Genomic DNA, 10,514 nt, shown 5'->3' on the forward strand with positions numbered 1-10,514 from the left:
CCGGCAGGATGTCGGTGGTGGACATCCCCCGCAGGAACAACGTCACCGTCACCGGTGACCCGGACGGTCCCGCGGTGGTGCTGGCCCACGGGTTCGGCTGCGACCAGAACATGTGGCGGCTGGTGGTGCCCGCGCTGGTGCGGTCGCACCGGGTCGTGCTGTTCGACTACGTCGGCTCGGGCCGGTCGGACCCCTCGGCGTTCCGGGAGGAGCGCTACCGCACCCTGGACGGCTACGCGCAGGACGCGGTGGACGTGTGCGAGGCCCTCGACCTGCGGGAAGCGGTGTTCGTCGGGCACTCCGTCAGCGCGATGGTCGGCGTGTTGGCCGCCCGGCGGGTCCCCGAGCGGATCGGGGCGCTGGTGATGGTCGCCCCCTCGCCGCGCTACCTCGACGACGACGGCTACCGGGGCGGGTTCAGCGCGGAGGACATCGACGAGCTGCTGGTGTCGCTGGAGTCGAACTACCTGGGCTGGTCGGCGGCGATGGCCCCGGTGATCATGGGCAACCCGGACCGGCCCGAGCTGGGCGAGGAGCTGACCAACAGCTTCTGCGCCACCGATCCGGACATGGCCCGGGTGTTCGCCCGCACGACCTTCCTGTCCGACTCGCGGGCCGACCTGGCCGGGGTGCGGGTGCCGACGCTGGTGCTGGAGTGCCTCCACGACGCCATCGCGCCCCGCGAGGTCGGCGCGTTCGTGCACGCGGCCATCCCGAAGTCCACCCTGGTCACCCTGGACGCCACCGGGCACTGCCCGCAGCTGTCCGCGCCCGAGGCCACCAGTGCGGCCATCCTGTCGTTCCTGGCGGACCTGCGGTGATGTGCGAGGCGGAGCCGCCTGCCACCGGGGACCGGGCCGGGTTCGCCGCGCTGCTGGAGGACAGCGCGGAGGAGCTGTACGAGACGGCGCCGTGCGGGTACCTGTCCACGCTGATGGACGGCACGATCGCCAAGGTCAACAGCACCCTGCTGGACTGGCTCGGCCGCACCCGCGAGGAGGTGGTGGACCGGCTGCGGTTCGCCGACCTGCTGACGGTCGGCGGCAAGCTGTACCACGAGACGCACTTCGCGCCGCTGCTGCGGATGCAGGGCCGGCTGGGCGGCATCGCCCTGGAGCTCAAGACCGCCGATGGCGGCCGGTTGCCGGTGCTGGTCTCCTCGACGGTCAAGCACGGCGCGACCGGCGAGCCGCTGCTCATCCGCACCACCCTGTTCGACGCTCGCGACCGCCGGACCTACGAGCAGGAACTGCTGCGCCGCCGTCAGGAGGCCGAGCAGGCCCAGGCGGAGGCCGAACAGGCTCAGGTCGAGGCGGAGCAAGCTCGTGCGGAGGCGGAGCAGGCTCGTGCGGAGGCGGAGCAGGCTCGTGCGGAGGCGGAGCAAGCTCGTGCGGAGGCGGAGCAGGCTCAAGGGCAGGCGGAGCAAGCCCAGGCACTGGCTGAGCGGGCCCAGGCGCTCGCGGAACGGGCTCGGGCGGAGTCGGAGGCCGATCGGGCGCGGTTGCAGGAGGCGTTGGCCGTCCTCCAGCGCAGCCTGCTGCCGGCCGCGCTGCCCGCCGTACCCGGGCTGGAGGCCGCCGCCCACTACCACACCGCATCCCCCGACCAGGTCGGCGGCGACTTCTACGACCTGTTCCCCGTGGGCGGCGGGCGCTGGGGGTTCTTCCTCGGCGACGTGTGCGGCAAGGGTCCGCAGGCCGCCGCGGTCACCTCGCTGATCCGCTACACCCTGCGCGCCGCCGTCCTGCACGACGCCGACCCGGTGGCCATGCTGACCACGCTGAACACCGTGCTGCTGGAGCACTACAGCCCCGGTGACCCGCGGTTCTGCACCGCCGTCGTGGGCATCCTGGAGCCCGGCGACGGCCGCTGCGCCGTCCACCTTGCCTCCGGTGGGCACCCGCCGGCGCTGGTGCTGCGCGCCGACGGGTGCGACGTCCTGCCGACCCCCGGCGGCACCCTGGTCGGCGTCCTGCCCGCTCCGGTGTTCACCCCGGCCGTCACCACCCTCGGCCCCGGTGACACGCTCCTGCTCTACACGGACGGCCTCACCGAGGCCCGCACCGGCCCCGACCGCGACCGCTACGGGGAGGAAGCCCTGCACGCCTTCACCGCCGGGCACGCGGGCACCTCGCCCCGGGACCTGGTCGAGGTCCTGAAGGACCTCCTGCACGGCTTCGGCGACGGCCTGGACGACGACACCGCCCTGCTCGCCGTGGGCGTCCCCCGGTGACCCGCCTGACGATCACCACCGCCGACACCCCGACCGGCCCCGTGGTCCAGGTCGCGGGAGACCTGGACCACGGGACCGCCGACCAGTTGCGCAAGACCGTCGCCGCCCTGCTACTGCGCCCGGGTCAGCGCCTGGTGCTGAACCTGGCCGCCCTGGCGTTCTGCGACTCCAGCGGCTTGACCGCCCTCCTGGCCGCCCGCAACCACGCGCACGCGGCCCAAGCCGAGATAGCCCTGTCCGCCGTCCCGGACCGCACCCTGCGCATGATCCGCCTCATCGGCCTGGAGCAGCTGTTCCCCCTCCAACCCTGAGGACCACGCTGTCGCCGGTCGCCTCGACGAGCATGCCGCCGGAGTCCGACACGACCGAGCCGCCCTCCACCGCCTCGGCCGACTCCACCCCGACCAACTGCACCCGCCACTGCGAAGGCGCGGACTCGGCGGTCACCCGGATCTCGTCGCCCTGCCGCACGGTCCGGAAGGTGGTGCCGCCGACCACGGTCACGTGCTCGCCGTCAGCCAGCTGGTACGCCCGCAGCGTCACGCCCTCCGCGTAGTCGTAGTCCGGACGGTCGTCCACCGCGCCCACCGGCAGGACGGTGTTCGGCCGCACCAGGACCGGCGCGGTGAGGAAGTCGCAGCGCTCGCGGTTCCACAAAGGACCCTGCACGACCTCCCCAGTCAGCAAGTGGGTCCACGTGCCCGCGGGGACGTAGTACGACACGTCACCCTCGTCGGAGAACACCGGGGCCACCAGCAGGCTGTCGCCGAGCATGTACTGGCGTTCCAGGTGCGCGCTTCCCGGGTCGTCCGGGAACTCCAGCACCATCGCCCGCATCATCGGCACGCCCTCGGCGGAGGCCTGCCGCGCCGCCCGGTCCAGGTACGGCATCAGGCTCAGCTTGAGCTTGACGAACCGCCGCAGCACGTCGCTGGACTCCTCGTCGAACAGCCACGGCACCCGGTAGGAGTGGCTGCCGTGCAACCGGCTGTGCGAGGACAGCAGGCCGAACGCGATCCACCGCTTGAACAGCGCCGCCGTGGGCGTCCCCTCGAAGCCGCCGATGTCGTGGCTCCAGTACCCGAACCCGGACAGGCCCAGCGACAGCCCGCCGCGCAGGCTCTCGGCCATCGACTCGTAGGTCGCCTCGCAGTCGCCGCCCCAGTGCACCGGGAACTGCTGGCCCCCGGCGGTGGCCGAGCGGGCGAACACCACCGCCTCGGCCTCGCCGCGCCGCCGGCGCAGCAGGTCGAACACGGTCTTGTTGTACAGGTACGTGTAGTAGTTGTGCATCCGCTCCGGGTCGGAGCCGTCGTGGTAGGCCACGTCGGTCGGGACGCGCTCGCCGAAGTCGGTCTTGAAGCAGTCCACGCCCTGGTCCAGCAACGCTTCCAGCTTCGACGCGTACCACTCGCGGGCCGCCGGGTTGGTGAAGTCCACCAGCGCCATGCCCGGCTGCCACAGGTCCCACTGCCACACGTCCCCGTCGGGGCGGCGCAGCAGGTACCCGTGCGCCTTGCCTTCGGCGAACAGCGGCGAGCGCTGCGCGATGTACGGGTTGATCCACACCGACACCCGCAGGCCGCGCTCGTGCAGCCGCGCCAGCATCCCCTCCGGGTCCGGGAACGTGCGCGGGTCCCACTCGAAGTCGCACCAGTGGAAGTCGCGCATCCAGAAGCAGTCGAAGTGGAACACGCTCAGCGGCAGGTCCCGCTCGACCATCCCGTCGATGAACCCGTTGACCGTCTTCTCGTCGTAGTCGGTGGTGAACGACGTGGACAGCCACAGCCCGAACGACCACGCCGGCGGCAGCGCGGGCCGCCCGGTCAGCGCGGTGTACTTGCGCAGGATTTCGCGCGGGGTGGGGCCGTAGATGAGGAAGTAGCGCAGCGAGTGGCCCTCGACGCTGAACCCGATCTTGGACACCGCCTCCGAGCCCACCTCGAACGACACGTTCCCGGGGTGGTCGACGAAGATCCCGTACCCGGCGTTGGTGAGGAAGAACGGGATGTTCTTGTAGGCCTGCTCGCTGCTGGTGCCGCCGTCGGCGTTCCAGATGTCCACGGTCTGGCCGTTCTTCACCAGCGGCCCGAACCGCTCGCCCAGCCCGTAGACGGAGTGGCCGACGCCCAGGACCAGCTGCTCGCGCACGTAGTGGGCGCCGTCGAGGGTCATGAAGCCCATGCCCTTGAACCCGCTGGTGGTCAGGGTCCGGCCGTCGGCGGTGAAGTCCACCCGCCAGTCCTCGCCCTTGTGCACCCGGGCCGACAGCGCGCCCGCGGTGAGCACCACGCCGGCGTCGTCCTCCACCACCTTGGCCTCGTGCCCGGCGTCGGCCGACAGCGAGAACGAAGGCTCCTCCGGCCGCCCGCCGGAGAAGTGGGTGATCTCGACGCCGACCACGTCGGCCATCGGCGAGGTCAGGCCCAGGGTCAGCATGGGACCCTTGAGCATGTCGCCGCGGTGCCGGATCGGGCGCGTCGCCGCGTGCACGACGACCTCCCCGTCGCCCGCGGTGACGTCGTGCACCCCGAGCGGGTGGGTCGCTTCCACCCCGGGCCGCAGCAGCCAGTACCCGTCGCTGAACTTCACCCGAACTCCAATCGGCGAAAGCCTGGCCGTTCACGGCCAGGTGTGACTCGACCCCGGTTCGCCCCGGCCCGCGCGGCAGGCCGGGAGTCGGGGCGCTTCTGCTGCTCGATGTATCCCTCGACGATCGACAACGGCGCGCCGCACATGACCCGGCGAACCACGTGGGGACCGGAAATGCCTGCCCCACGGATAACGGCGGATGTGCACGGAGATTTCTTGGCACAGGCGGCGGATGACACTGCCTCCCCTGCGTGCATCGGAGACGGGTTCCCATCGCCGCGACACAGACCAGGGCTACGATGATCAGCGTGAAGCAGGTCGTGCAGGTGAGGTTGCTGCCGACGCACGAGCAGGCGACCGCGCTGCGGAACACTCTGCATGTCTGCAACACCGCCGCGTCGTGGCTGTCCGAACAGATGCACACCGCCGGGGTGTTCCGGAAGTTCGACGTGCACAAACGCTTCTACGCCGAATTGCGCGAGCGGTTCGGGTTGGCGGCGCAGCCGACGATCCGGGTGATCGGCAAAACCTGTGATGCCTACACGACACTGCGCGCCAACCTCAGGGCCGGCAACTACGGGCCGCTGGGATCGGATCGACGGCGGAAGGCCGAGGCGACCCCGGTTGTGTTCCGCTCGGAGGCGGGACAGCCGTTCGACGCCCGCTGCCTGTCCTGGCGCCTGGGAGATCGAGGCCGCGAGGGCACAGTGTCGATCTGGACTACCGCCGGTCGGCTCAGGAACATGCGAATCGTGGGAAACCCCGGGCATCTCGCCCTGTTGCGTACCCGGCCGATCGGGGAAACCGATCTGATCTGCCGGAGCGGTCTGTGGATGCTGCACGCCGTCATCGACAGCCCCGAGGCACCCCGGCGCGAGCCGGTGAACGGATTCCTCGGCGTCGACGTGGGGATCGTCAACATCGCCACCACATCCGACGGTGACCGAATGTCCGGATCGCACCTGAACCGCTACCGCACACGGCAGCAACACATCCGAAAACGGTTGCAGGCCAAGAAGACCTCCTCCGCGAGACGGCTGCTCAAGAAGCTCCGCCGCAAGGAAGCCCGGTACGCCTCCGACGTGAACCACCAGATCAGCAAACGCATCGTGGCCGAGGCTGAACGCACCGGACGCGGTATCGCCGTCGAGCAGTTGACAGGCATCCGCGACCGGGTACGGCTTCGCAAGCCCCAACGGGCCGCGTTGCACTCCTGGGCGTTCGCCCAACTCGGCCGGTTCCTCGCCTACAAAGCCGGGCAGGCCGGGGTGGTGATCGTGCAGGTCGATCCCGCCTACACATCGCAGCAATGCCACCGATGTGGATGGGTGGACAAGAAGAACCGGCGCTCGCAAGCGTCGTTCACCTGTGGCCGGTGCGGCTTCGTTGGGCACGCCGACCACAACGCGGCACGCAACATCGCTCAACGCGGGGTTGTGTGCTGGGGCGAAGTCGTGCGTCCACACGCGGCACCCACCCTGGCAGCCGGCCAGGACGGCAGCAGCAAGCCTATCGGCACCCCGGAGCGGCAGGTTCGGGCGACAAGCCCGTTCCTCCGGTGACGGGATCATGATTTGACCGCTCCTGCCGTGATACCGCGGGTCAACGCGCGTTGGAAGAGGAGGAAGAAGGCGATGGCGGGGACGACCCCGAGCAGCGCCGAGGCGCTGGTCATGGTCGCGTCCATCAGCCGCTGGCCTTGGAGCACGCCCAGCGCCACGGGCACGGTCTGGTTCTCGTTGGAGATCAGCAGCACCAGCGGCAGGAAGAACTCGTTCCAGGTCCAGATGAAGAAGAACACGAACAGCACACCCAGGGTGGGCCTGCTGATCGGCACCACGACCCGCACCAGCGCCTGCCACTTCGACGCGCCGTCGATGCGCGCGGCGTCCAGCAGTTCCCGGGGGAAGCCGCTGAGCGTCGAGGTGAGCAGGTAGGTGCCGAACGCGGACTGGATCGCGGTGAACACGATGATCACCGCGAGCTTGGTGTCGTACAGCCCGACCGCGTCGGCCAGGTAGTACAGCGGGTAGACCAGCGCTTCCTGCGGCAGGGTGTTCGCGGTGAGGAACACGACCAGGACCCACGTCCGGCCGCGCACCCGGCCGATGCCCAGCGCGTAGGCGTTGCACACCGACACCACGACCGCCAGCACCGCCACCGACCCGCTGATGATCGCGCTGTTGAGCAGCTTCTCGCCGAAGTCGACGCGGTCCCAGAACGCGACCACGCCCTCCAGCGACACCCCTTCGGGCAGCCGCAACGGCCCGCCGGTCGCGTACTCCTCGGGCGTCTTCACCGCGTTGAGCACGACGATCAGGAACGGCACGAGCATCGCCACCGCGAGCACGACCACCGACCACAGCACCGCGTGCCGCCGCATCAGCGCTCACCCCGCTGCTGCACGCGCAGGAACACCGCCGTGAGGACCAGCACCAGCACGGCGAGCACGGTGGCGATCGCCGCGCCGTACCCGACCCGCGTGCGCTCGAAGAAGTTCTGGAACGAGAAGTACGCGGGCACGTTCGTCGCGCCGCCCGGTCCGCCCCGGGTCAGCACGTAGATGGGCGCGAACACCTTCAGCGCGGCGATCGTGCAGGTCAGCAGCACGACGAAGATCTCCGGCCGCAGCCCCGGCACGGTGACGTGGCGGAACCGGCCCCACCACGACGCCCCGTCCAGCTCGGCGGCCTCGTGCAGCGCCGGGTCCAGGCGGCTCATCCCGGCCATGAAGATCACCACCGGGTAGCCCAGCTGCATCCACAGCAGCACGCCCATCAGGCTCCACAGCGCCAGGTCCGGGTCGCCCAACCAGTTGCGCGCCACCGTGTCCAGCCCGAGCGCGCCCAAAGCCTCGTTCAGCGCGCCGTCCTGGGGAGCGAGGATCCAGCCCCACACGATCCCGGCCACCGCGATCGGCAGCACCTGCGGGAGGTAGATGCACGCGCGCAGCACGGCCGCGTGGCGTGAGCCGAAGTGCTTGCCGATGTGGTCCACCAGGGCCGCCGCGACGACCAGCCCGGCCAGCGTGGGCAGGATCGCCATCGCCACCACCAGTGCCAGGTTGTTGCGGAAGGACGCCCAGAACGTCCAGTCCGACAGCAGCCGGCCGTAGTTGTCCAGCCCGGTCCACTCCGGCTCGCCCACGCCCGACCACTCGGTGAAGCTGATGCCGACGTTCATCCCGAACGGCACGAGGATGACGGCGAGCACCAGCAGTGCGCCGGGGAGCAGGTAGAGCAGGTAGGACCCGCGCTCGCGGACCGCCCTCATTTGCCGATGCTCGCGAGGTGCTCCCGGTACGGCCCGGCCAGCTCGTCGAGGGCCTGCCGCGGGTCCGCGCCGCCGGTGATCAGCTTCTGGACCGCCGAGACCTGCACGTCGTAGTAGCCGGGCACGGGCCAGTCCGGGTAGAAGGCGAGCTGGTCGGCGTCGCGCAACGCCCGGTAGTCGTCGTTGAGCTGCCTGATCGCCGGGTCGGCGGCCGGGGACGCGCCGGGCGCGACGGCCACGCCGCCCGCGTCGCGCAGCTTGTCCTGGACCGCCGGGGACAGGGTGATCTCGATGAAGTCGTGCGCGAACTGCTTGTTCTTGGCGCCCTTGGGCACCACCCACATGTTCCCGCTGGACCCGGCGGTCATGCCCGGCCACCGCGCCGACACCCACTGGAAGTCCTTGACCTGCGCGCGCACCCGGCCGTACCACCACGTGCCGCTGACCATGATCGGGCTCTTGCCCTGCATGAACGCCAGCCCCATGTCCTCGGCCTTCAGACCGGCGCTGTCGCGGGACACGTAGCCCTTGCGCACCCAGTCGGCGAAGGTGGTGGCCCCGTAGGTCCAGGCGGTGTCGTGGAAGTCGACGTCGCCGGTGTAGCGCTGGTAGCGGTCCACCCAGCCGCGGTCGGCCTTGGTCAGCGCGAGCTGGTAGAGCACCTGCTGCGCCGGGTACTCCTGACCGGCGGTGGCCAGCGGGGTGATGCCGGCGGCGACGAACTTGTCCATCGCGGCGGTCAGCTCGTCCAGCGTGGTGGGCAGGGCCAGGCCCTGCCGGTCGAACATGTCCTTGTTGTAGTAGACGGTGATGAACTCGGCGTAGTTGGGGATGCCGAACCACTTGCCGGAGCCCATCACGCCGCGCTCGTCGTAGCGGGCGGTCGTGTCGATGCCGGGGCCGAGCTTCTTGTCCCAGCCGCGCTTGGCTACTTCGTCGGTCAGGTCGGTGAGCAGGCCCTGCTTGGACAGGAGCCCGGCGGTGGCGTTGCCCTTGGGGTACTCCATCAGGTCCGGCGCGTCCTTGGAGTTCAGGACGAGGGGGCCGGTCTTCTGGATCTGCTCGAAGCCCTTCTCCTCGAACACCACCTTGACGCCGGGGTGGGAGGCCTCGAACTGCTTGATCGCCTCGGCCCACGCGACACCCATCGCGCTGTCCGGCCCTTCGAAGTGCCAGAGCTTGAAGGTGTTGTCGGACGCCCCGTCCGAGCCGCCGCACCCGGCCACCACGAGCAGGACCGCGACGATCGCCGCGAAGAGTCGCTTGGGCATCGCTGGGGTCCCCTCCACGGTGAGCTGTCGAAGCGCTTCGATTGTGCACCGTAGAAGGTCGACTGGTGGGAGCGCAACAGCCTTCCGAGGGACGTGCGCGAATGTCCGGATTCGTCGAACCGTTCGACAGTCGAATTCGGTGAAACGCTTCGACGCCGTGACGGGCGCGACCCCGGTGGCCGGGGGAGACCGGTCACCGGGGTCGCGGGTGCTCAGCGGGGCCGAGCAGGGTGCTCAGCGGGGCCGAGCGGAGTGGCTCAGCGGTTGGCCGAGCAGGTGGGGGAGAGGGTGCCCGCCTGGCCGTCGCCCTGGAAGCCGAACTCGGTCGTGCCGCCCGCCGGGATGCTGCCGTTGTAGGCGACGTTGGTGAACGAGACCGCGCCGGTGTTGCCGCTGCGGTTGGCGTTCCAGGAGTTCACGACCGTCACGCCGGACGGGAGCGCCACCGACACCGACCAGCCGTTGACCGCCGAGTCCGCCTTGATCCTGATCTGGGCGGTGAAGCCGGTGTTCCACTGGTCGAGCGTGGCGACCGTCGCCGTGCAGCCGCCCGGGGGCGGGGTGGTGGTCGTGGTGGACGTCGTCGTGGTCGTAGTGGTGGTGGTCGTCGTGGTCGTCGTCGTGGTGGTGGTGGACGACGGCGGAGCCGCGTTGAGCGCGTTGAGGACGGCGGTGTAGGCGGGCTTCTTGTTGCCGTTGCCGTCGAACAGCAGCGGGGTGCCGTAGGCGCGCCAGGAGTCGGTGTCGCGGATGCCCCACACGGTGATGCCGGTGCAGCGTGCGACGGCCAGGCAGGCCTTGGTCACGCGCTCGTAGTTGGTCGCCTGCGCGGAGCCGGAGCCCTCGATGTCCAGTTCGGTGATCTGGACGTCCACGCCGAGGTTGGCGAAGTTCTGGAGCGTGGTCTGGTAGTTGGACGGCACCGGGCTCTGGGCGTTGAAGTGGGACTGGAGGCCGACGCAGTCGATGGGCACGCCGCGGGACTTGAAGTCCTGGACCATGCGGTAGACGGCTTGGGTCTTGGCGTGGGTCCAGTCGTCGGTGTTGTAGTCGTTGTAGCAGAGCTTGGCGCCGGGGTCGGCTGCTCGTGCGGCGCGGAAGGCGGCTTCGATCCAGTCGTTGCCGGTGCGCTGGAGGTTGGAGTT

9 protein-coding genes are annotated in these 10,514 nt (G+C 70.2%); 4 read left to right on the plus strand and 5 right to left on the minus strand.

Annotated features, from left to right (window positions below):
* Window positions 1–8: 8 nt before the first annotated feature.
* Genes WBN91_RS10690 through WBN91_RS10700 form a run of 3 tightly spaced genes read left to right on the plus strand, consistent with a single transcriptional unit; the run spans window position 9 to window position 2,544 of the window.
* Entirely contained in the window at window positions 9–821 is an 813-nt protein-coding gene (locus WBN91_RS10690) for an alpha/beta fold hydrolase (protein ID WP_337725647.1), read from the plus strand.
* Window positions 821–2,233: a SpoIIE family protein phosphatase gene (locus WBN91_RS10695; RefSeq protein ID WP_337725648.1), complete on the plus strand. Its 1,413-nt coding sequence runs from the start codon at window positions 821–823 to the stop codon at window positions 2,231–2,233. The genes WBN91_RS10690 and WBN91_RS10695 overlap by 1 nt, the downstream gene beginning before the upstream one ends.
* Window positions 2,230–2,544: an STAS domain-containing protein gene (locus WBN91_RS10700; protein WP_337729371.1), complete on the plus strand. Its 315-nt coding sequence runs from the start codon at window positions 2,230–2,232 to the stop codon at window positions 2,542–2,544. Before WBN91_RS10695 ends, WBN91_RS10700 begins: the two co-directional genes overlap by 4 nt.
* Here WBN91_RS10700 and yicI read toward each other — a convergent pair.
* Entirely contained in the window at window positions 2,507–4,825 is a 2,319-nt protein-coding gene (gene yicI / locus WBN91_RS10705; protein ID WP_337725650.1) for an alpha-xylosidase, read from the minus strand. The genes WBN91_RS10700 and yicI overlap by 38 nt on opposite strands.
* 308 nt (window positions 4,826–5,133) lie before the next feature.
* Between yicI and WBN91_RS10710 the strand changes: the two genes are divergently transcribed.
* On the plus strand, window positions 5,134–6,387 hold the full coding sequence (locus WBN91_RS10710) for an RNA-guided endonuclease InsQ/TnpB family protein (RefSeq protein WP_337725651.1): 1,254 nt from the start codon (window positions 5,134–5,136) through the stop codon (window positions 6,385–6,387).
* A 5-nt stretch (window positions 6,388–6,392) separates the two neighbouring features.
* On the opposite strand, the gene WBN91_RS10715 is transcribed toward WBN91_RS10710, so the two are convergent.
* The 4 genes from WBN91_RS10715 to WBN91_RS10730 form a co-directional block, all read right to left on the minus strand.
* Window positions 6,393–7,208, minus strand: a complete 816-nt coding sequence (locus tag WBN91_RS10715) for a carbohydrate ABC transporter permease (RefSeq protein ID WP_337725652.1) — start codon at window positions 7,206–7,208, stop codon at window positions 6,393–6,395.
* Window positions 7,208–8,098 carry a carbohydrate ABC transporter permease gene (locus WBN91_RS10720; protein WP_337725653.1) on the minus strand — a complete coding sequence of 297 codons (891 nt, stop codon included), beginning with the start codon at window positions 8,096–8,098 and terminating at the stop codon, window positions 7,208–7,210. Before WBN91_RS10720 ends, WBN91_RS10715 begins: the two co-directional genes overlap by 1 nt.
* The gene (locus tag WBN91_RS10725) at window positions 8,095–9,369 is read right to left on the minus strand and encodes an ABC transporter substrate-binding protein (protein ID WP_337725654.1); all 1,275 of its coding nucleotides are present in this window, start codon (window positions 9,367–9,369) and stop codon (window positions 8,095–8,097) included. Before WBN91_RS10725 ends, WBN91_RS10720 begins: the two co-directional genes overlap by 4 nt.
* A gap of 257 nt (window positions 9,370–9,626) precedes the next feature.
* A partial coding sequence (locus tag WBN91_RS10730) for an endo-1,4-beta-xylanase (RefSeq protein ID WP_337725655.1) occupies window positions 9,627–10,514 on the minus strand: 888 nt, incomplete at its 5' end.

It is taken from the genome of Saccharothrix sp. CCNWYY140 (genome assembly GCF_037401995.1).
Classification (GTDB): Bacteria; Actinomycetota; Actinomycetes; order Mycobacteriales; family Pseudonocardiaceae; genus Actinosynnema.

Bases quoted from the DNA above. Each gene is read 5' to 3' on its own strand.
- WBN91_RS10695 (WP_337725648.1), top strand. From the start codon at position 821: ATGTGCGAGGCGGAGCCGCCTGCCACCGGGGACCGGGCCGGGTTCGCC.
- WBN91_RS10720 (WP_337725653.1), bottom strand. From the start codon at position 8,098: ATGAGGGCGGTCCGCGAGCGCGGGTCCTACCTGCTCTACCTGCTCCCC.
- WBN91_RS10715 (WP_337725652.1), bottom strand. From the start codon at position 7,208: ATGCGGCGGCACGCGGTGCTGTGGTCGGTGGTCGTGCTCGCGGTGGCG.
- WBN91_RS10690 (WP_337725647.1), top strand. From the start codon at position 9: ATGTCGGTGGTGGACATCCCCCGCAGGAACAACGTCACCGTCACCGGT.
- WBN91_RS10725 (WP_337725654.1), bottom strand. From the start codon at position 9,369: ATGCCCAAGCGACTCTTCGCGGCGATCGTCGCGGTCCTGCTCGTGGTG.